Below are 18,412 nucleotides of genomic sequence, written 5' to 3' on the forward strand. Positions count from 1 at the left end.
ACTAGAAAAGCTGTCACGCCTCCTGAGAGCCGCAGGGTGCAGAGGAGACCATCGGTGGCGTCAGTTCCGGCCGAAGGGCGACTACGTCGCGCAGGAAGGTGCGCTTGGAGTAGAAGGTGCGCCCGGACGCCCAACCGCGAGCGGAAATGTAGCTGCCTAGCCAGTTATCGATGCGCTCCATCTCGCTGAGAGCCTCGTCTTGATCGTGGCCCAGGACGCTGCGCGAGCGGAGGTACTCCAGTTCGCACTGAGAGAGCACCACTTCGGGTGCTGCCAGGAGCGAGCAGCGGTCGAGGAAGATCCCATAGACGTGGCCGGTGCGCATCGACTCACACTGGATGTCGTATCGGACCCGCTGGAAGGGCGGCATGGCCCGGACCTGGAGGCCTAGCTCTTCGTTCAGATATGCCTCGAAGCGGTCGGGGGCAACCTCGAGACCGGTGGTGAGCTCTTCGCGGCGGGCGAAGGTGTCCTCGGTGAACCACTTCCGCTTGAGCACGTGCCCGGCCGTGACCGTGGGGATGAACGAGGCGTAGCCGATTTCGGGCTCGGGGCCGATGACGTCGAAGAGGTGGTTCTCGGTGTGGTGGATCTGGAACTCTTCCCGGTACTCCGGTCGGCAGCCCTCCAGCTCGCCGTCGCGCAGGGCTTTGAGTAGTTCCATAGACGTGGCCCAGATGTCCGGCGCCGGATCGAGTGTGTACTTGAACTCCAGCTCGGTGCCGGAGAAGTGCTTGCGAAAGTATCGAAGGTGGTTGTTGAGCGCCATGCTCGACTTGAGGCGAGCGGACAACATCGGTTCGAGCCAACGCAGTTCATCGGCCGGCCCGTGGCCGACCGGTTCGCGGGTGGTACGGACGAAGCAGGCATCCTCGGGATGGAAGCGGATCTGCGCGTATGTGTGATAGCCGCCGCCGGGGTCTTCAGCCAGGTAGCACAGCGGTACCAGGCTTGGCGCGGCGTCAGCGCCGACGAGGCTGCGCAGGGCGGGGCTGGCGATGGCGTCGGGGAACAGCCTGCCACCGTCAATTCGGGCCGACCCGAACCGCGCGCCGTCTAGGCCGTGTATCGAAAGTGGATCTTGGGCTGTGAATGATCACGGTTCGTGGGTCGCGGAGATCTCACGGGACGAGCAGTGGGCGGCGCTGGAGCCGTTGTTGCCGAAAGGTGCCAGGGCGGGGCGGCCACCCGTCTGGCCTCGGCGGCGGTTGATCGACGGCATACGGTTCCGGGTCCGGACCGGAGTTCCGTGGCGGGACGTCCCCGTCGAGTACGGACCGTGGAGCCGGGTCTACGACCTGTTCCGCCGATGCCAGCGGAACGGCACCTGGCAGCGGATCCTCACCCGGCTCCTGGCCCTGGCCGATGCGAAGGGTGCGATCACGTTGGATCTGAGCGTCGACTCCACGGTGTGCCGCGCCCATCAGCATGCGGCCGGGGCTCGCAAGCGGGGCGACCTGCAGAAGGAACCACCGAGTGGAGTCTTCACCGAGCCCCGTGATCACGGGCTGGGAAGATCGCGCGGCGGGTTCACCACCAAGCTGCACCTGGAAGTTGAGCAGGGCCAGAAGCTCATGTCGATCGTGGTCACCAGCCGCGTCGGCCGCTACCTCACTATGCTGGAGCGGACGTTACCCAGGCCCCGTCGCCCAACCACAACCTGTGGCGCCCACCGCTGTTCGCGCTGCCGCCACGAATGCCGCGATCGCCGGATGGGTACCGCTGCCCGCGCGGAAGGCGACCTTCGAACGCCGGAAGAGGGGCAGCCGGGTCAGGGCCACTTCCTCCGGAGCGTGTGCGATGACCATCTCCGGTACGAATCCGGCGCCTTGCCCGATGGCGGCCAGGGCCAGGACCGTACGGAAGTCGTTGACCTGATGGCGGATGCGCGGCTGGAATCCGGCCGCCTGACAGGCGCGTACGGCCATCGCGTGACCGGTCGTGCCGTCCCGGGCCGTGATCCATGGGGACGCGGCCCACGGTCCGAGCAACTCCGCCAGCGTGTCGCCGCCGGCGACAGGACCGGTGGGGGGAGCGCCGCCGGTGGCCAGGTACATCGGCTCCTCCAGCAGGGGCACCTGGTCGACCGTGGTGTCCGGTGAGGCGGGCACGAAGTCGTAGTCGTGGACAAGAGCCACGTCGAGTTCGCCGGCACGCAGGCCGTCGGAGACCCGCGCCGAGTCGATCTCCTGCACCATCGGTTCCAACTCGGGATGCCGTAGGGCCAGTTCGGCCAGCGCGGCGGGCACGATCGCGGGACCGCCAGAGGGAAACGTCCCGATCAGCAACGGCCCGCCGAGACCCTCGCGCGCCCCGGCCAGCTCGGAGACCGCCAGCTCGAGGCGTTCGAGGACGGCGTCGGCGTGGGTGACGAGGATCCGGCCCGCGGGCGTGAGCACCACCCGTCTGCCGCTTCGTTCCAGCAGGGGTACGCCCGCCTCACGCTCAAGCACGCTCAGCTGCTGGGAGACGGCCGAGGCGGTAAAGGACTGCGATTCGGCAACGGCCGCGATGGTGCCGCGTCGGTCCAGTTCGCGCAGCAATTGGAGACGTCGAACATCAAGCATAAGTTAATCTTATGCATGACCGAAGAAACGTGAGCTGGATCTACTGGGTTTGCGTCGGTCAGGCTGGGCGCATGAAGATGGAAGCCAACCTCAACGGCCTGTTCGTCCCCTTGGTCACCCCGTTCACCGACGACCTGCGCCTCGCCCCGGACGCGCTCGCCTGCCTTGCCGCTGAAGCGCTGTCGACCGGCGGCGCTCGCGGACTCGTCGCCCTGGGCACCACCGCAGAGGCGGCAACGCTGACCCCCGAGGAGAAACAGGCCGTGGTCCGCATCTGCTCGGCCGCCTGCCGGGCACACGGGGCTCCGCTGATCGTCGGCGTCGGCACCAACGACACCGCCGCCGCCATCACGATGCTGCGAGAACTCGCTCAGAGCGGTGACGTCGCCGCGGCGCTGGTTCCCGCGCCGCCCTACACCCGGCCCGGCGAGGCGGGAACGCTGGCGCACTTCACGGCACTCGCCGAACACGGGGGCCTGCCGCTTGTCGTCTACGACATCCCGTACCGCACCGCTCAGCCCCTCAGCACCAGCACGCTGAACACACTCGCGCACCTGCCCGAGGTCGTCGGCGTCAAGTACGCGACCGGCGCGATCGACGCTGCCGCGATGGAACTGCTCGGCTCGTCGGCACCGGGCTTCGCGGTGCTCGGCGGCGATGACGCCGTCATCTCACCGCTGCTCGCGGCGGGCGCCCGCGGCGGCATCCTGGCATCGGCCAATGTCTGCACCGCCGACTTCGCCGAGCTGATCTCGCTGTGGCAGCGCGACGCCGCCGACCCGGCCCGAAGGCTGGGGGCCGAGCTAGCCCGGCTGTCCGCCGCGCTCTTCGCCGAGCCGAATCCGACTGTGATCAAAGGGGTGTTGCACGCCCAGGGCCGCATCCCCAGCCCGGCCGTCAGGCTGCCGCTGCTGGCCGCCTCCGCCGATTCGGTACGGCGAGCGGCAGCCCTGGCCACCGCCGGGACGCACCGAGCCCACCAAGGGACCGCAGCCTGACACGGGCCCGCGAACCCGGAGGAACCCGGTGGACTTCGTGCCGGCCGATGGCCGCCCGCCCGCTCCCGTACCTCCAGGCGGCCAGGCGGCCAGGCGGCCAGGCGGGTCCGTCCACAACGTGGACCTATCCGCGGCTGTGATCATGAGGTTGCGACGATGGCTGAATGACTGATGAGATCCGGAAAACATACCTGCTGGCGGCCGAGAAGGCTGTGCACTTGCTGGCCACAGCAGAGGTAGCCCGATGCTGGGAGACCGAGTCCGTGCTCCCCGGGATGTCAGTGGGCGGGCTGGCCGGCCACCTTGCGCGCAGCGTCCTCCAGGTCGAATGGTTCCTCGACCGTGACGTGTACGACGCAGAACCGGTGTCACCGGTCCGGTACTACGCGCGGCTCGCGGACACGTCGTTGCCGGACTCCGCGCTGAACGTCGGGGTGCGTGCCCGCAGCGAGGAAACCGCTGCGGCCGGCCCCGCCGTGGTGGCCGAGCAGGCCCGGGCGGCGTGGGCGCGGCTTTCGCGGCGGCTGGGCACGGAGCCCGCCGACCGGCGGGTAGCCGTCCTCCACCGGCCGGGCGAGGAGATGCTGCTCGACGGCTACCTGCAGACCCGCTGCGTGGAGCTGGCGGTGCACCTCGACGACCTCGCGCTCAGCGTCGACGTGCCCTGCCGGGTACCCGATGACGCGCTCACCGTCGCGGTGGACGTGCTCGTCGCCGCCGCCCGGGACCGGCACGGCGACCAAGCCGTGCTGCACGCGCTCGCCAGGCGTGAGCGTGACGTCGACCAGGCCCTGCGGGTGTTGTAGATCTACCGCGCACTGACCACGGGGACGGGCGAAGCTTCCCTAACCGTCTTGGTCTGCCCCCTGGTCGAGACGCGAGTGCACCCGTGCGACTGGCGGGACCCCGTGCCACAACGTGCCAGTAGGGGCGATGAACAGCGGGCACCAAGGGTCCGCCAGAGGGAGGGCGACAGATGCTCCTCAGCGGGTGCTCCCGCAGGTCAGGGGCTGGGCGTGTATCGGAAGCGGATCACGCACATAGGGTGTCGGCATGTCGCTGAGCCACGTAGCCCTCTCGTCCGGTCGTTCGATCGAGCTCACCGAGCTGCGGATGTCTACGACCTATGGGGGAATGCTGGAGGGCTATCCGTGCCAGCGCATCAACGACATGAAGGTCGGCGGCCTCCTGCGACAGGCCGAGCATGCGTTCTCCTTCGCGCCGGTTCATCTCGTTCCGCCCTCCCGCGAGTACCCGAACCAGACCGCCGACTCCTTCGGACCCGTTGAGGTGCTGCCTTCCGTGGCTTGCATCGGTGTTTTCGGCTCTACAGCGGTCGATCCTGAACTCGACGCAGTGCTGCACCGCTCCGCTCTCATCGTGGCCTGGTTCCAGGCCACCCCGGAGGTCCCGTCGGGCGAGAATGCTGATCTTGCCCTTCGCAGCATTCGCTGGGACGAGCTGGCCCAGGACTACGAGCTCTAGGGACACGTGCTGATCACAGCCACTCGTTGATGGCCGCTACGAGAACAGTGGCCTCATAGTGGACCGCGAGCTTGTCGTAGCGGGTGGCCACGGCCCGATGACGCTTGAGTCGGTTGATCCCGCACTCGACCGCGTGGCGCTCGCGGTAGTCGACCGCGTCAAAACGTGGCGGCCGGCCGCCACGCGAGACGAGCTTCTGGCGGTTGCGCGCTTGGTCGGCCTTGTCCGGGATGGTGCAGCGGATCCCCCGGCGGCGCAGGTAGGCGCGGTTCTTCCGGGAGGCGTACGCCTTGTCCGCCCGCACTCGATCGGGACGGACGCGTGGCCGGCCCGCCCCGATGCCGGGCACGCGGACCTTCTCCAGCACGGGTTCGAACTGCGGCAAGTCGTCGCGCTGTCCCGCCGTGATCACGATCGACATGGGCTTCTGGCCCTGCTCGACGGCCAGGTGCAGCTTGGTGGTGAACCCGCCGCGCGAACGTCCAAGCGCGTGATCACCAGGCTCGGCGAAGACCCCGCCTGGTGGTTCCTTCTGCAGGTCACCCTGCTTACGGGCCCCGGCCGCATGCTGATGAGCGCGGCACACCGTGGAGTCAACGCTCAGGTCCCACGTGATCGCACCCTTCGCGTCGGCCAGAGACTGGAGCCGCGTGAAGATCCTGTGCCAGATGCCGTCCCGCTGCCACCGGCGGAACAGGTCATAGATCCGGCCCCACGGTCCGTACTCGACGGGCACGTCCCGCCACGGAACTCCGGTCCGGACCCGGAACCGTATGCCGTCGATCAGCCGCCGCCGAGGCCAGACGTGCGGCCGCCCCGTCTTCGTCCCCTTCGGCAACAACGGCTCCAGCACCGCCCACTGTTCATCCGTGAGATCTCCCCGCCCCATGAACCGTGATCACCAAAGCTCAAGATCCACTTTCGAAACACGGCCTATCTAGGTGGCATCGGAAGATGCCATCACTGAACGTGTCCTTCTCCGATGAGGAAATGGAAGGCGTCCGCGCCGCCGCCGCTGCGGAGGGCAGCGGCCTCAAGCAGTACCTGCACGATCTCGGTGTTCGTGAGATGCGTGGCAAGCGGTTCATCGCCGGCGCCACCGCTTGGGCTGACAGGCTGCGCGCCGAGTTCGACGAGGCGTTCCCCGATGAGGTCCCGCCCTCCGAGCGTGGCGACGGCGGGGTTGCGGCTGCCTGATGGTTCTGTACATCGATGTCTCCTGGCTGCTCGACGTCCAGGAGGCCGCCCTCGGGCATGAAGACGTGTTCGTGAGTGACGACTCCGCGCTGGTGGCGGCTGTGGCGCGGCACAAGACCCGGCTGCCGACGCTCGAGGCGTCTGATCCGGATGCTGCCTGGCGTGCGGCCGCGCTTCTGCACACGATTGCGCGCCTCGAGCCAGTTCCACACCTTAATAGCCTTTTTGCCGCTTTTGTTATGACTCAGTACATGAATCAGTCCGGCGAAGGTATCGACCCGCCTTGCGGTGCTCTGTCTGATCTCGTCCGCAAGGTTCGGGACACCCGTCTGCCGATCTACACCATCGCCGAGACCCTGCGGTCCTGGAAGGTCTGAAGCCGGGGGTGTCCCGGGGCTTCAGGGAGCCGCCCTGCGACGTTCGGAGACGAGCAGGACAATGAGCTCCGGCTGCCCGGCGCTCACGCAACCTGGATGACCGTCTTGCCCACCGTGCCCTTCTTCGCGCGGAACGCCTCCGGCGCGCGGTCCAGGGGGTGTACAGCACCGACCAGCGGGCGGAACCGCCCCTCCCGGTACCTGCGAACGCCCTCCACGAGGTGACCACGGTCGGGTTCGACGATGAAGTACAGGGCCCGGCCGTCCTCGGGCCGCACGTTCGGGGGCTGGGCGATGCTCACCAGCGTGCCGCCGGGCGTGACCACGGCGGCCGAGCGGTCCAGTACTTCTCCGCCCAGGCCGGCGAAGACGAGGTCGACATGGCCCACCGCCTCCTCCCACCCCGGCTGTTCGAGGTCGACGAACTCCTCCGCGCCGAGTTCCAGGACCCGGTCCCGGCTGCCTGCGCGCCCCGACCCGATCACCCGCGCCCCGGCCTCGCGGGCCATCTGCGTCGCGGCCATCCCCACACCGCCGCCCGCACCGTGCACCAGCACGCTCTGGCCCGCCTCCAGGCGCCCGTGGACGAAGAGGCCCTGCCATGCGGTGAGTCCCGGCATCGGCAGCGCGGCCGCCTCCACGTGGTCGATTCCGGCGGGCAGCGGGGCCAGATTCCGGGCCTCCACCGCCACGTACTCCGCGAGCGAGCCGTCCCGGTTCCAGTCGGTCAGCCCGATGACCCGCTGCCCGACCGAAAGCCCAGTGGTCCCGACCGCTACTTCGGCGACCTCGCCCGAGACCTCGTGCCCCGGGATGACGGGCGCCCGGCCCCTGCCGCTCCGGTCGACCCAGGAGGCCGGCCAGGCCAGCTCGTCAGGCGTGAAGGAGGCCGCGCGCACCCGCACGACGACGTCACCCTCGCCCGCGTACGGGTACGGCGCATCTTCCACGACCAGACCGTCCACAGCCGCATCCCGATCGTGAGTCCGTACGGCCTTCATGGCCGCTCCTTCCGGCCGGGGAAGCCCCTCCACTCCAGAATGACGGCGGGACACGCACCGGGCGATTCGGCGAGTTCATGTTCGGCATGGACGGGATCTGTCGGCGGATTCTCGGGCGGGTGGGGGCAGGGCGGTGCACACGTCAGGACGGCTCGGCGGACCACGGCGAGGACCGTGGGCTCATCGCGGACCTGCATGCCGCTGTGGGCGAGCGTGGCGAGGTGGCAGAGGTCAGCTCCGCCACGGCACCCGCGCGGGCGGAGACGGCGATCAGGGCGTGCTGGGACAGGCCTTAGCCGAGCGCAGTCACGGCGGGGGACAGCGTCTCGCGTACATGACGACTCGGTGCAGGCGGCGACGGTGCCGTGGATCGCGGTCAGGACGCGGGTGACGTCGAGCTGCCGGTACCTGCGCACAGCTGATGCCCGACTCCCCGCCGCGCCGAGCTCTCAAGAGCCGTGGCTGAGCGACTGCGAGCCAACACCGGAGCGGCCGGGCCGTCACTCCTTGCGGTTGCGCACCGCGAGCACGGCGCCCGCGAGCGCGGCGATCCCGCCACCGATCATGGGCACAACCTGCATCGACGCCTTGTGGTCCCGGCGTAGAACCCCAGCCAGACGAAGGCCACGCCGAACCCCACCACGATCGCGTGCGCCAGCAGCCGGAACCCATAGCCCGCCCACTGGTCGAGGCGCTCCCAGCGCAGTTGGCGCTCGACGAGGTCCCGTCGCCACGCAAGGTGGCCCGGGTCGATCTCCTGCCACTTGCGCGCCTCGTCGGCCGCGGGGCTCCACACTCACCGGCGGACACCTCGCGGAGTACGGCGGCGGGCGCCGCGCTCCGCGAGGCGGTCCGAGGCCGCGTCGGGGCCTCAGGGCATCATCTCGTACGCCCCCGACAGAGCTTCGACGCGCTGCCAGACGCGCTCCGAACGCGCCTCGTCGACCGCCGGACGCCGGACGGCACCGAGTGCCCAAAGCTGCTGCTCCTCGGTTGCGGAGTCCTTGCCGTGCAGCTCGACGGCGTGCGCGGAGAAGTCCCGTACGAGGACGGCGAACAGTTCGTCGAGGACGTCCGCCTCGACGCCGGCCAGGGCTGCCTGCTCCAGGACCAGCTGCCCGTGGACGACAAGCGCGAAGAGCTGCCCGACGGCGAGGAGCAGGTCGAGGTCCCGGCTCTGCTTCTCGTCGGGAGCGGCCGTGCGGACGAACTCGCAGAGCGCGTCGGCCTGTTCGCGGAACCTGGCGACGTTGGCGAGGTGGGCGTACGCGTCGAAGGCCGGCCGCCAGTCGTGGAAGCGCACCGAGCCGAGGCCGCGGGCGGGCCCTTGCTGGAAGAGGAAGTCGTCGTCGGCCGCGTCGAGGCGGGTCGGGACGGGCTCGTACGCGACCGGGTCGAGCAGGTGGTTGCGCATGAACTTGAGGATCAGAGCCAGGTTGACGTGGACGGTGCCCTCCAGCTTCGGCAGGCCGCGGATCTCGACGGCGGCCTGCGCGAAGTAGTTGTCCTTCTCGAAGCCCTTGGCGGCGATCACGTCCCACATCAGGTCGATGACCTTCTCGCCCTCGGTGGTCACCTTCATCTTCGTCATCGGGTTGAAGAGGAGGTAGCGGCGGTCGTCGGGGCCCGCGGTGCGGAAGTAGTCGACGGCACGGTCGCTGAACAGCTTCATGCCGACGAGCCGGACGTACGCGTCGGCCAACTCGCGCCGCACGTGCGGGAAGGCGGTGACGGGGCGGCCGTAGAGAATGCGGTTCTGGGCGTGGGTGACGGCCTCGTACATCGCGTGCTCGCAGATGCCGATCGAGGCGGTGCACAGGTTGAACTTGCCTACGTTGACGGTGTTGAGGGCAGCGTCGAAGGCGGCGCGGCCGATGTGCAGCACGTCTTCCGGGGCGACGGGATAGTCCTCGAGGCGGAACTCACTGACGAACTTCGAGGAGTCGACGACGTTCTTCACCAGGCGGTAGTTCGCGTGACGGCTGTCGGCGGCGAAGAAGACGTAGCCGTCGGGGCCCTCGACGTCGGTGCGGCGGCCGAAGACGGAGACCAGCCCGGCCGCGTTGCCGTTGCCGATGTAGTACTTGGAGCCGGTCGCCCGGAAGCCGCCCGTGCCGTCGGGCTCCAGGAGCATGTCGGTGGAGTAGATGTCGGCGCCGTGGGCCTTCTCGGACAGGCCGAAGGCGAACACCTCGCCCTGGGCGAGCAGTTCGGCCGCTCGGGCACGGGCGTCGGGGTTGTCGCTCTGCCAGACCGGGCCGAGGCCGAGGATGGTGACCTGCCAGGCGTACCAGTAGTCGAGGCCGTAGAAGCCGAGGATCTCGTTGAGGGCGGCGATGCGCGCGGTGTCCCACCGCTTGTCGCCCTCGCCCTCCCCGGCCTCGGAGGCGGGCGTGAGGAAGGTCGCGAAGAGCCCCTCCTTGGCTGCGAAGGCGAGGAAGTCGCCGAGCCAGGCGCGGCTGCGGTAGTCCTCGATCAGCCTGCGCTTGCCCCGCTCCTCGAACCAGTCGACGGTGGCGCGCAGCAGCCTGCGGGTCTCCGGGTCGAAGTGCGCGGGGTCGTACGTCCGCGGGTTGAAGAGCAGCGCGTCGGCCATGGGTGCCGCCTTTCGGCTGGGAGGGGGGAGGGTGGGTCCGGGCACGGGTCCCGGGGGCCTGCTCGGCCGGTCGGTGATCGGTGATCAGCGATGGGTGATCAGTGACCGGTGCCGAAGCCGGCGAGTGTGGCGAGGACGTCGTCGAGCCAGGCGATCATCATGCGTTCGTAAGCGATGCCGCCGCGTAGGACGACGTGCTGGAGTTCCCGCTCGGCGTCGGGCGGACCGTCCGCCGGGGGTTCCCCGAAGTCGCGGGCCTCGCCCGCGAGGTAGTGGGCGAGGCGGTCGGTGTGCGCCTGCCGGTGCCGCTCGACCTCGCCGATCAGGGCGGCCGGATCGGCGAAGGCCGCGCCTCGGACCTTCACCGCGAGGTCGTGCCGCACACTCTCGGGTTCGGTCGGTTCGTGGAGCCACGCGGAGAGTGCTTCCCGTCCGGGGCCGGCGACGGAGTATTCCTTCTTGTCCGGACGCCCGTACTGCGGGACGTCCCGGACGTCGACCCAGCCGTCGCTCTCCATGCGCTTGAGCACGCGGTAGATCTGCTGGTGGGTGGCGGTCCAGAAGTACCCGATGGACCGTTCGAAACGCCGGGCCAGCTCATAGCCTGAACCCGGCTTCTCCAGCAGGGACACGAGGATCGCGTGCTCGAGCGCCATGCCCACGATCTTCCTATGCACCTCGTTGCATAGCAACGCTGCCGCGGTGAGACACGGCTCACCCGGTGCAGGTCACGTAGATCATCGCCGACGGCAGCGTGCCGGGGACGGGGGAACCCGGCCGGGCGTGCTCGGTGGCCGCGGTGTCCTCCCTGGAGAACACCTGCCTCACCGAGCGGGCTGTCCAGGAGACGCGCTAGTTCAGCAAGCAGAGACGGCGCCGCGCCGAGAGTACGGGGCCGGTACCCGCCGATGCCCTCCAGCCCTTCAACACTTCGGCAGGAGAGTTCACCGCCTGCGGACCGGACGACCGCAAGATCCTGACTGAGGTCGCCACCTTCCTCACCGGCCTCGGTGCCGGGAAGCCCTCCTGGCCGGGCGACGGACTCCTGCCGGGCGTATCGGTGGTCACCGCCGCCGCTCTCAGACCCTCTCGGCGCTGCCCGGCGAAGTCTTGTGCCCAGCTGCCTGGGCCGGGCCGTCCGAACGCAACCGCACACACGCCGACAACGTAATCGCCCGGATGGTACTTGGACGTGGTCGCGGTGTAGGGCGGTCGGCCATGCGGCAGGTTGCCCAAAAAGTCACAGGGCGGAAGGCAGGCGTCGGCGCGTAAGGGCCGGTCACCCGCCGACAGCAGCCTTCGGGCTCTGTGCGGTATCGAAGCGGGCTTGCACGTCGGGGTCGTCGAGGAGCCGGGCCGGGTAGCCCGGGCCGGTGTGGACGGTCACGTCCGCGTGGTGCAGGGGTTCGTTGCAGGAGGAGCAGGTCACCTGGGCGTGGGTGTTGTGGCCGCAGGACGTGTGGTGCATGACGATCGGGACGCCTTGTTCGCCGGTCAGCCAGCGGTCGCCCCAGGTGTTGATGGCGGCGAGTACGCCGAAGAAGTCGCGGCCCTTGTCGGTGAGCAGGTACTCGTGGCGCACGGGTTCGCTCTGGTAGGCGCGTCGCTGCAGCAGGCCGGCGGTTTCCAGTCGGCGGAGCCGGTCGGTGAGGGTGTTTCGGGCGATGCCGAGCGAGTTGATGAAGCCGTCGAAGCGTGATTCGCCGTAGAAGATCTCGCGCAGCACGAGCAGCGTCCAGCCGTCGCCCAGGATGTCGACGGTGCGTGCGATCGAGCAGGGCCAGTTGTCGAATGAGGTCCGTCGCATGACCCACACCATATCAGTTTCATTATGAGATTGACTTGCCCGGAAGGGTCGGGCTTACTGGCCTCCATCGAGTCTCATCATGCAACTTAGGAGGGGTGATGGGTTCTACAGCTGCGGACGCGCCCGCTGTCACCGTCGAACGGAACGGTCATGTGCTGCTGATGGGCTTGAACCGGCCCGCCAAACGCAACGCCTTCACCAGGCAGATGATCAGTGAGCTGGCGGTGGCCTACGGCCTGCTGGAGTCCGACGACGAACTGTGGTGCGGAGTGCTGTACGCCCACGGCGACCACTTCACCGGCGGGCTGGACATGCTCGATGTCGGCGCCGAGCTCGCCTCGGGCGACTTCGCCGCACCCGAGGGCGGACGTGACCCCTGGCGGCTGGACGGCACCTGGTCCAAGCCCGTCGTCGCGGCCGCGCAGGGCTGGGTGATGACCCTGGGCATCGAACTCCTGCTGGCCGCGGACATCCGTGTGGCCGCACAGGACGCACGCTTCAGCCAGTTCGAGATCCGCCGCGGCATCTACCCCTTCGGGGGAGCCACCTTCCGCTTCCCCCGCGAAACGGGATGGGGCAACGCCATGCGCTGGATCCTGACCGGCCAGGAGTTCGACGCCGCCGAGGCCCACCGCATCGGCCTGGTCCAGGAAGTCCTTCCCGACGGCGCGTCAGCACTCGACCGGGCCAAGGAGATCGCCCGCGCCATCAGCGAGCGGTCCGCGCCGCTCGGCGTGCGCACCGCGCTGGCCTCCGCCCACCGGGCACGCGAGCACGGTGACGCCGCGGCCGTCGCCCACCTGCGCCCCGACATCGCCCGGCTCATCGCCACCGCCGACGGCGCCGAGGGCGTGACGTCGTTCATCGAACGCCGCGCCGCGGTCTTCACCGGCCGCTGATCCGCCGCCCCACCACACTCACCGGGAGACCCGCTGTGACCACCGTAGAGACGACCCCCGCCCTGTTCGGCCTGCCGCCCGAGATCGCCGAGGCCCGCCAGTGGGCTCACGGTTTCGCCGAGAAATACGTGCGCCCCGTGGCCGCCGAGTACGACGAGCGCGAGGAGATGCCCTGGGACGTGATCGAGGAAGCCGCCAGGGTCGGCCTGTACACCCCTGACTTCGCGCTGCAGATGGCGGCTGACCCGACCGGGCTTTTGCAGCCGGTCGTTGCCGAGGAGATCTTCTGGGGCGACGGCGGCATGGGGCAGGCTCTACTGGGGACCTTCCTGCCGGTCGCGGCCCTGTTCGGCGCGGCGACCAAGGACCAGATCGACACCTGGCTGCCCGAGTTCTTCGGCACCCCTGGCGACCTCGCCGTCGCCGCGCTGTGTGCCAGTGAGCCGGACGCCGGCAGCGACGCCGCCGCCATCCGCACCCAGGCGCGTTACGACGAAGCCGCCGGCGAGTGGGTGCTCAACGGCACCAAGACCTGGGCCACCAACGGCGGCATCGCACGCATCCACGTCGTCAACGCGGTCGCCGACCCCGCCCTCGGCGCCCGCGGCCACGCCCTGTTCCTCATCCCTCCCGGCACCCGAGGCCTCAGCCAGGGCCAGAAGTTCTCCAAGCACGGACTGCGCGCATCCCACACCGCCGAAGTCGTCCTCGACAACGTGCGCATCCCCGCGAACCTGGTCCTCGGAGGCAAGGAGGACCTTGACGAGCGCCTGGCCGCCGCCCGGCAAGGCACCCGCGTGCGCGTCCCGCGGCCATGGCCACCTTCGAGCTCACCCGGCCCGGCATCGGCGCGATGGCGGTCGGCGTGGCCCGCGCCGCCTTCGAGTATGCCCTGGAGTACGCCGGCATCCGCGAGCAGTTCGGCCGGCCGATCATCGACAACCAGGCCGTCGCCTTCACCCTTGCCGATCTTGCGACGGAGATCGACGCGGCCCGCCTCCTGGTCTGGAGCTCCAGCCACATGCTCACCCGAGGCAAGCCCTTCACCCGAGCCGAGGGCAGCATGGCCAAGCTCAAGGCCAGCGAGGTCGCCGTCCGTGCCACCGAACGCGCTCTGCAGATCCTCGGCGGCAACGGTTACACCCGTGACTACCCGGTCGAGCGCTGGGCCCGCGACGCCAAGATCTTCACCATCTACGAAGGCACCAGCGAAATCCAGCGCCTGGCTATCAGCCGCGCCCTCTCCGGCCGCCGCATCCAGTAGGCGCCGCCTGCATTACCCCGCTGCGCGCAGTACGCCCTGCACACAGCACATCTCCCGGCCGGGTAGGGGGCGCCCTTTCCTTGCCCGGCCACCTTGGACCCCCACCTGTACCCGGAGCATCCCATGAGCACCCACAAGCCCCTGCTCGCCGGCAAGGTCGCCGTCGTTACCGGAGGCGGCCGCGGCATCGGCAAAAAGATCACCCAAGGACTCCTCGAAGCCGGCGCCACGGTGTACATCTCCAGTCGCAAGGAAGCAGACGTCAACTTGACCCGGCCCTGAAGGACCGGGCTTGGAGGTAGTGCCCAACTGGCTGCTGGGTGGGCTCCTCCGTTCAGACACCCCTTATGGGGTGGCAGGGACGCGTGACTCACGCCCCGCAGTCCACGCGTCCTGGCCCCTGCGGGCCAGGACGCGGGAAGCGTTCCGGTCGGCGTGCGCAACGACGCCGCACGACCGGCATACGAACGTGGCTTGGGAGGTGCGGTTGAGCCGGTCGACATGTCCGCACTGCGCGCACTCCCGTGAGGAGTAGGCGGGATTGACGAACACGAGCGGGACACCTGCCCTGCGCGCCTTGTAGACGATGAAGTCTCCGAGCTGGGCGAAGGCCCAGGAGTGGAGGGCGACCCGTTGGGGCTTGCGGAGCCGTACCCTCTGCCGGATTCCCTTGAGTTCTTCCAGGGAGATCCCGGTGGAGGTGCGTTCAGCCTCGGTCACGATCGTCTTGGCGATGATGTGGTTGGTGTTCTTCACGTGCCGCTGCTCGCGGCGGGAGCGCTCTTTCAGCCGGCGCTTGGCGGACTTGGTGCGCTTCTTCTGAAGCTTGGCCCGCAGGGCAAGCTGCCGCTTGCGGTATCGGTTCAGGCCGCGTCCAGCAGCCTGGTAGCCGGTGGACGCGGTGGCGATGTTGACGATGCCCAGGTCCACGCCGATCCAGCCGTCCGGATCGTACGTCTCGGCCTCGGGCACCTCGCACGTGGCGATCAGGTAGAAGACCCCGTCACGCATCACCAGGTCCGACTCTCCCTCGCGGTACTGCTGGAGCACCTTGAACGCATCGATGGAGCAGGCGAACCGGACGCCCTTCAATCGGCCCGCTGTGGTCCAGATCGACACGGTCTGCGTGTCGTACTGCCAGCTCAGACACCGGTCGTCGTACGGCTGCGCGGCGTGTGGCCGGAAGACGATCGGCTTGGACTCGACTTTCCTGCGTCGCTTCGATCCGGGCCTGCCAAGGTTTCCAGCTTTGAGATTGGCATGCAGCGTGGTGTACGCGTCCCTAACCTTCTTGATCACATGTTGTGCAGCCTGCGCCCCGAGCCCTTCGGCCTTGAGGTGCGAGTACGTGTTCTTGCGCAGCTCGTACTCACGCGGGACGTCGTTGACAAAGGCCACGTTCGAAACCCAGTTGGCCAGATCGTTGACCGTGCGCAGAGTCGACGACAGTGCCGACGCCTGGGCGGCATCCGGCATCAGCTTGACCTGCGTCACAATCTTCACGCCCAAGATCATAACGCTGATCTGTGTCACCACAGTGGGAGTCAAACCCCAACATCCGCAGGGGCCGCACGGTCGTCCATACCCTCCACGCCCACTTGGTCTTCACGCCCAAGTACCGGCGCGGACCGTTCACCGACGAGATCCTTCGACGCTGCCAAGAGATCATGCGCGCCGTCTGCGCCGACTTCGAAACCGAACTGGTCGAATTCAACGGCGAACGCGATCACGTCCACCTGCTCGTGCACTACCCGCCCAAAGTCGCCGTGTCCCGGCTCGTCGGCTCACTCAAGGGCGTATCGGCCCGAAGGCTCCGGCAGGAGTTTCCCGACCACATCCGCAAGTACCTGTGGGGTGACCACTTCTGGTCCCCGTCCTACTTCGCCGCGTCCTGCGGCGGTGCCCCCTTGACGATCATCAAGGAGTACATCGAGAACCAGAAGCGCCCCGACTGAGGTCAACAGTGCGGACCCGTGCCCCGGTGCGGTTCACCCCCATCTTGAGAAGCGCTTCCTCCCGGCTGTAAACGGCCGGGGTTCCGCGCTAGATCATGCTGAAACCCTAACGCCGCATCCCTTGCGCCGTTGCGGCGGAACCGGCGCCGTGGACCGCGACAGCGGTTCCCTTCCCGCCCACCGCGCACGCCGTTCCACTGGTGTCAATGCGCTGCCAACGGGGTGTGCGGTAGGCCTGTCGGGGCCGCCCGCCCTGTCTGACCGGCGCCGCAGACATCCCAAGGCCAGAGCCGGCCGAACAACGTCGACCCACGACTCCGTCTCGGACAGACGACGTTGAGAGTGATGGACATCACCCTCCATGGGCACATCCCCATAACAGTCATCAGCGCAGCCGCCGCCAGGACCGTATGACCAGAGCCTCGCCCCGACTCCTGATGGCGCGGCACCCGCGCAGCGCCCGTGGGTCCGGTTCTACCCGCCCGGCGTCGGCGCGGACGTTCCCCCGCGGCGTAGGCGTCGATCCCGGACATGGTGCGGAGCGCGGCGAGGCGCTTCGGTCCCGCAACGGCGTTCTCCCACTGAGGGGTGCGGCTGACGCTCACTCAGGTCAATGCGCTCGGTGACCACTTCGCCGCCTACGTGCAGCAGGAACTGGGCCTGGTCGAGGGGGACCGCATCGTGCTGCAGATGCCCAACCTTCTGCGGTATCCGATTGCGTTGTTCGGGGCGCAGAAGGCCGGGTTGATCGCGGTCAACGCCAACCCTCTCTACACCCCCGTTCGAACTTGCCAAGGTGATCTCCGACGCCCGACCGCGCGCCATCGTGGTGATGGCGAACTTCGCCGACAAGGTCGCCGAGAGCTTGCGGGCGGACTGGACTCATGGCCTTCGAGGGTGCGGTCACGGGTGTACTCGCGCTCCACTCCGGACATGACCGTGAGCACGGTGAACACGATGCCAGACGGGTCGTGTGAGCCCTTCAACACTCCAGGCCGATGTCGCTCGCCTTCAACTCCTCGGCGAGCATGGCGAGTTCGATGCCACGGCCGAGTCGTTTGTGTTCGTGGACGACGAGGGTGACGGCGACGCCGGAGGAGCGGATCTCCCCGGCGAGCCTTACGGCGGCCTCCAGCTCGGGGCGCTTGGTGGCGCGGGTGGAGATCTTCTCCGAGAAGACGCGCGTCGCGCCGGCCTCGGCCAGGGAGTCGAGCTGTGCGTCGAGAGACTGCCGGGCGGTCGAGGCGCGGGCGTAGCTGAGGCGAATGTGTCCGACCGGCTCGGAGCCGGCGCTCACCGATCGACCGGGCAGCTCGGTCCAGACCGGGATGCACGCCGAGGACTCGTGACGGCCAGAGAGGGGCGCCGCACAAGGGGTGACTGTTAGCGCGCGGACGCCGCGGGTGTTACCGTCGAGAGGTAGAGTGACCGGTCTACCTACTAGCTGGGGCGGCCAGCAAGGCCATCCCCATCGGGCCACCCTCCCGGGAGAGCTGCCGTGGGTTGCCGATGCACATCGGCGAGCGATCAGAGGATTCCATGAAGTCAATCCGAGTCCCGGCCCGGCCGGGACACCGCACGGAGCCGGTGCTCCGTGCGGTCGCGCCAGGGTCAGCCTCCGGATCGGATCAGGCGGACTGCGTCCAGCAGCGTCTTGTGGGCGGCCGTCGAATCGTCCAGGTAGCCGGCGGCCATCGCTCCGTCGTACAGCATCAGCAGTGCACCGGCTGCCGACTCCGGGTCGGTGTGGCCAAGGCGGGTGAGCAGGTCCCGGAAGAGGCCGCGGATCCAGTCCCGGTGCGCCGTCACCAAGATGCGGACCGGGTGGTCGGCGTCCGGGTATTCGGCGGCCGCGTTCAGGAACGGCGATCCGCGAAAGCCGCGCTCGCGTGCGTGCTCGGCGATGGCCTCGAAGATCAGGTCAATCGCCTCGGCGGGCGGGTGCGCGGCGGACAGCGGTTCGGCCACCTCTTTGTAGTAGGCGTCCTTGGTCAGCAGATAGGCCACGACCAGGTCGTCCTTGGCGGCGAAGTGGCGGTAGAAGGTTACCTTCGTCACCCCGGCCTCGGCGATCAGCCGCTCCACGCCGACCGCACGGACGCCCTCGTAGTAGAAGAGCCGCGACGCGGCCCCTACCAGGCGCTCGCGGGGCGAAAGTCCTCCGTCCGCCCGGGTCCTCTGCCGCGTCGGGTCGGTGGTCTGCTGCCTGCTAGTGCTCACTTCCCCATTGTGCCTTGGACTCGGTACTGGACCGACAGGGCCGTAT

Annotated in this window: 20 protein-coding genes and 2 pseudogenes; 11 read left to right on the forward strand and 11 right to left on the reverse strand. The window is 68.7% G+C overall.

The genetic code is table 11. The features are described 5' to 3' along the window. Nucleotides 1–13: 13 nt before the first annotated feature. The gene (locus ACIRVH_RS43810) at nucleotides 14–769 is read right to left on the reverse strand and encodes a hypothetical protein (protein WP_403965819.1); all 756 of its coding nucleotides are present in this window, start codon (nucleotides 767–769) and stop codon (nucleotides 14–16) included. A gap of 229 nt (nucleotides 770–998) precedes the next feature. Here ACIRVH_RS43810 and ACIRVH_RS43815 point away from each other — a divergent pair. Then, nucleotides 999–1,541, forward strand: a pseudogene (locus ACIRVH_RS43815) (IS5 family transposase); the annotation flags it as partial. Nucleotides 1,542–1,631: 90 nt separating this feature from the next. On the opposite strand, the gene ACIRVH_RS43820 reads toward ACIRVH_RS43815, so the two are convergent. Beyond that, the gene (locus ACIRVH_RS43820) at nucleotides 1,632–2,567 is read right to left on the reverse strand and encodes a LysR family transcriptional regulator (protein WP_403965822.1); all 936 of its coding nucleotides are present in this window, start codon (nucleotides 2,565–2,567) and stop codon (nucleotides 1,632–1,634) included. A gap of 71 nt (nucleotides 2,568–2,638) precedes the next feature. Here ACIRVH_RS43820 and ACIRVH_RS43825 point away from each other — a divergent pair, with 71 nt between their 5' ends. From ACIRVH_RS43825 to ACIRVH_RS43835, 3 genes are all read left to right on the forward strand, one after another. Beyond that, the gene (locus tag ACIRVH_RS43825; protein ID WP_403965825.1) at nucleotides 2,639–3,565 is read left to right on the forward strand and encodes a dihydrodipicolinate synthase family protein; all 927 of its coding nucleotides are present in this window, start codon (nucleotides 2,639–2,641) and stop codon (nucleotides 3,563–3,565) included. Between the two features lie 164 nt (nucleotides 3,566–3,729). Next, on the forward strand, nucleotides 3,730–4,371 hold the full coding sequence (locus ACIRVH_RS43830) for a maleylpyruvate isomerase N-terminal domain-containing protein (RefSeq protein WP_403965828.1): 642 nt from the start codon (nucleotides 3,730–3,732) through the stop codon (nucleotides 4,369–4,371). A gap of 247 nt (nucleotides 4,372–4,618) precedes the next feature. Further along, a complete protein-coding gene (locus ACIRVH_RS43835) occupies nucleotides 4,619–5,050 on the forward strand; it encodes a hypothetical protein (protein WP_403965831.1) in 432 nt (143 codons plus the stop codon). Nucleotides 5,051–5,063: 13 nt separating this feature from the next. Here the strand turns inward: ACIRVH_RS43835 and ACIRVH_RS43840 are convergent, their stop codons facing one another. Beyond that, nucleotides 5,064–5,939 carry an IS5 family transposase gene (locus ACIRVH_RS43840; RefSeq protein WP_403965834.1) on the reverse strand — a complete coding sequence of 292 codons (876 nt, stop codon included), beginning with the start codon at nucleotides 5,937–5,939 and terminating at the stop codon, nucleotides 5,064–5,066. 65 nt (nucleotides 5,940–6,004) lie between these two features. Here ACIRVH_RS43840 and ACIRVH_RS43845 point away from each other — a divergent pair, with 65 nt between their 5' ends. Together ACIRVH_RS43845 and ACIRVH_RS43850 are read left to right on the forward strand one after the other, a co-directional pair. Continuing rightward, complete coding sequence (locus ACIRVH_RS43845; protein ID WP_403965837.1) at nucleotides 6,005–6,247, forward strand: hypothetical protein; 243 nt, start codon at nucleotides 6,005–6,007, stop codon at nucleotides 6,245–6,247. Continuing rightward, nucleotides 6,247–6,624, forward strand: a complete 378-nt coding sequence (locus ACIRVH_RS43850) for a toxin Doc (protein ID WP_403965840.1) — start codon at nucleotides 6,247–6,249, stop codon at nucleotides 6,622–6,624. Before ACIRVH_RS43845 ends, ACIRVH_RS43850 begins: the two co-directional genes overlap by 1 nt. Nucleotides 6,625–6,707: 83 nt before the next feature. On the opposite strand, the gene ACIRVH_RS43855 is transcribed toward ACIRVH_RS43850, so the two are convergent. The 5 genes from ACIRVH_RS43855 to ACIRVH_RS43875 form a co-directional block, all read right to left on the reverse strand. Beyond that, nucleotides 6,708–7,625 carry an NADP-dependent oxidoreductase gene (locus ACIRVH_RS43855; RefSeq protein ID WP_403965843.1) on the reverse strand — a complete coding sequence of 306 codons (918 nt, stop codon included), beginning with the start codon at nucleotides 7,623–7,625 and terminating at the stop codon, nucleotides 6,708–6,710. Between the two features lie 562 nt (nucleotides 7,626–8,187). Continuing rightward, the gene (locus ACIRVH_RS43860; RefSeq protein ID WP_403965846.1) at nucleotides 8,188–8,421 is read right to left on the reverse strand and encodes a hypothetical protein; all 234 of its coding nucleotides are present in this window, start codon (nucleotides 8,419–8,421) and stop codon (nucleotides 8,188–8,190) included. Nucleotides 8,422–8,496: 75 nt separating this feature from the next. Next, nucleotides 8,497–10,221 (reverse strand): acyl-CoA dehydrogenase family protein, encoded by a 1,725-nt coding sequence (locus ACIRVH_RS43865; RefSeq protein WP_403965849.1) that lies wholly within the window; start codon nucleotides 10,219–10,221, stop codon nucleotides 8,497–8,499. Nucleotides 10,222–10,319: 98 nt separating this feature from the next. Continuing rightward, nucleotides 10,320–10,877 carry a PadR family transcriptional regulator gene (locus ACIRVH_RS43870; RefSeq protein ID WP_403965852.1) on the reverse strand — a complete coding sequence of 186 codons (558 nt, stop codon included), beginning with the start codon at nucleotides 10,875–10,877 and terminating at the stop codon, nucleotides 10,320–10,322. 623 nt (nucleotides 10,878–11,500) lie between these two features. Next, nucleotides 11,501–12,028, reverse strand: coding sequence for a winged helix-turn-helix transcriptional regulator (locus tag ACIRVH_RS43875; RefSeq protein WP_403965856.1), 528 nt, complete (start codon nucleotides 12,026–12,028; stop codon nucleotides 11,501–11,503). 98 nt (nucleotides 12,029–12,126) lie between these two features. Here ACIRVH_RS43875 and ACIRVH_RS43880 point away from each other — a divergent pair, with 98 nt between their 5' ends. From ACIRVH_RS43880 to ACIRVH_RS43890, 3 genes and pseudogenes are all read left to right on the forward strand, one after another. Then, nucleotides 12,127–12,927: a crotonase/enoyl-CoA hydratase family protein gene (locus tag ACIRVH_RS43880; RefSeq protein ID WP_403965859.1), complete on the forward strand. Its 801-nt coding sequence runs from the start codon at nucleotides 12,127–12,129 to the stop codon at nucleotides 12,925–12,927. Nucleotides 12,928–12,989: 62 nt separating this feature from the next. Beyond that, nucleotides 12,990–14,191, forward strand: a pseudogene (locus tag ACIRVH_RS43885) (acyl-CoA dehydrogenase family protein). Between the two features lie 123 nt (nucleotides 14,192–14,314). Next, nucleotides 14,315–14,473, forward strand: a complete 159-nt coding sequence (locus ACIRVH_RS43890; protein WP_403965862.1) for an SDR family NAD(P)-dependent oxidoreductase — start codon at nucleotides 14,315–14,317, stop codon at nucleotides 14,471–14,473. Between the two features lie 63 nt (nucleotides 14,474–14,536). On the opposite strand, the gene ACIRVH_RS43895 is transcribed toward ACIRVH_RS43890, so the two are convergent. Then, nucleotides 14,537–15,706 (reverse strand): RNA-guided endonuclease InsQ/TnpB family protein, encoded by a 1,170-nt coding sequence (locus tag ACIRVH_RS43895; RefSeq protein WP_403965927.1) that lies wholly within the window; start codon nucleotides 15,704–15,706, stop codon nucleotides 14,537–14,539. Between the two features lie 11 nt (nucleotides 15,707–15,717). On the opposite strand from ACIRVH_RS43895, the gene tnpA reads away from it, so the two are divergent. Both tnpA and ACIRVH_RS43905 read left to right on the forward strand, forming a co-directional pair. Next, complete coding sequence (gene tnpA, locus ACIRVH_RS43900; protein ID WP_403965865.1) at nucleotides 15,718–16,146, forward strand: IS200/IS605 family transposase; 429 nt, start codon at nucleotides 15,718–15,720, stop codon at nucleotides 16,144–16,146. A gap of 588 nt (nucleotides 16,147–16,734) precedes the next feature. Continuing rightward, nucleotides 16,735–17,229, forward strand: a complete 495-nt coding sequence (locus tag ACIRVH_RS43905; protein WP_403965868.1) for an AMP-binding protein — start codon at nucleotides 16,735–16,737, stop codon at nucleotides 17,227–17,229. Here the strand turns inward: ACIRVH_RS43905 and ACIRVH_RS43910 are convergent. Both ACIRVH_RS43910 and ACIRVH_RS43915 read right to left on the reverse strand, forming a co-directional pair. After that, nucleotides 17,129–17,443, reverse strand: coding sequence for a recombinase family protein (locus ACIRVH_RS43910; RefSeq protein WP_403965871.1), 315 nt, complete (start codon nucleotides 17,441–17,443; stop codon nucleotides 17,129–17,131). The two genes, ACIRVH_RS43905 and ACIRVH_RS43910, sit on opposite strands and share 101 nt — an antisense overlap. Before the next feature lie 314 nt (nucleotides 17,444–17,757). Further along, nucleotides 17,758–18,366: a TetR/AcrR family transcriptional regulator gene (locus tag ACIRVH_RS43915; RefSeq protein ID WP_403965874.1), complete on the reverse strand. Its 609-nt coding sequence runs from the start codon at nucleotides 18,364–18,366 to the stop codon at nucleotides 17,758–17,760. Nucleotides 18,367–18,412 lie beyond the last annotated feature (46 nt).

The sequence above is a fragment of the Streptomyces sp. NPDC101165 genome, from assembly GCF_044768135.1.
GTDB lineage: Bacteria > Actinomycetota > Actinomycetes > Streptomycetales > Streptomycetaceae > Streptomyces.

What these genes read in the sequence shown, in the direction of transcription:
- ACIRVH_RS43810 (WP_403965819.1), bottom strand. Translation starts at nt 769, where the DNA reads ATGGCGCTCAACAACCACCTTCGATACTTTCGCAAGCACTTCTCCGGC.
- ACIRVH_RS43875 (WP_403965856.1), bottom strand. Translation starts at nt 12,028, where the DNA reads ATGCGACGGACCTCATTCGACAACTGGCCCTGCTCGATCGCACGCACC.
- ACIRVH_RS43840 (WP_403965834.1), bottom strand. Translation starts at nt 5,939, where the DNA reads ATGGGGCGGGGAGATCTCACGGATGAACAGTGGGCGGTGCTGGAGCCG.
- ACIRVH_RS43880 (WP_403965859.1), top strand. Translation starts at nt 12,127, where the DNA reads ATGGGTTCTACAGCTGCGGACGCGCCCGCTGTCACCGTCGAACGGAAC.
- ACIRVH_RS43890 (WP_403965862.1), top strand. Translation starts at nt 14,315, where the DNA reads ATGAGCACCCACAAGCCCCTGCTCGCCGGCAAGGTCGCCGTCGTTACC.
- ACIRVH_RS43825 (WP_403965825.1), top strand. Translation starts at nt 2,639, where the DNA reads ATGAAGATGGAAGCCAACCTCAACGGCCTGTTCGTCCCCTTGGTCACC.
- ACIRVH_RS43830 (WP_403965828.1), top strand. Translation starts at nt 3,730, where the DNA reads ATGACTGATGAGATCCGGAAAACATACCTGCTGGCGGCCGAGAAGGCT.
- ACIRVH_RS43850 (WP_403965840.1), top strand. Translation starts at nt 6,247, where the DNA reads ATGGTTCTGTACATCGATGTCTCCTGGCTGCTCGACGTCCAGGAGGCC.
- ACIRVH_RS43835 (WP_403965831.1), top strand. Translation starts at nt 4,619, where the DNA reads ATGTCGCTGAGCCACGTAGCCCTCTCGTCCGGTCGTTCGATCGAGCTC.
- ACIRVH_RS43865 (WP_403965849.1), bottom strand. Translation starts at nt 10,221, where the DNA reads ATGGCCGACGCGCTGCTCTTCAACCCGCGGACGTACGACCCCGCGCAC.
- ACIRVH_RS43845 (WP_403965837.1), top strand. Translation starts at nt 6,005, where the DNA reads ATGCCATCACTGAACGTGTCCTTCTCCGATGAGGAAATGGAAGGCGTC.
- ACIRVH_RS43870 (WP_403965852.1), bottom strand. Translation starts at nt 10,877, where the DNA reads ATGGCGCTCGAGCACGCGATCCTCGTGTCCCTGCTGGAGAAGCCGGGT.
- ACIRVH_RS43855 (WP_403965843.1), bottom strand. Translation starts at nt 7,625, where the DNA reads ATGAAGGCCGTACGGACTCACGATCGGGATGCGGCTGTGGACGGTCTG.
- ACIRVH_RS43895 (WP_403965927.1), bottom strand. Translation starts at nt 15,706, where the DNA reads ATGATCTTGGGCGTGAAGATTGTGACGCAGGTCAAGCTGATGCCGGAT.
- ACIRVH_RS43820 (WP_403965822.1), bottom strand. Translation starts at nt 2,567, where the DNA reads ATGCTTGATGTTCGACGTCTCCAATTGCTGCGCGAACTGGACCGACGC.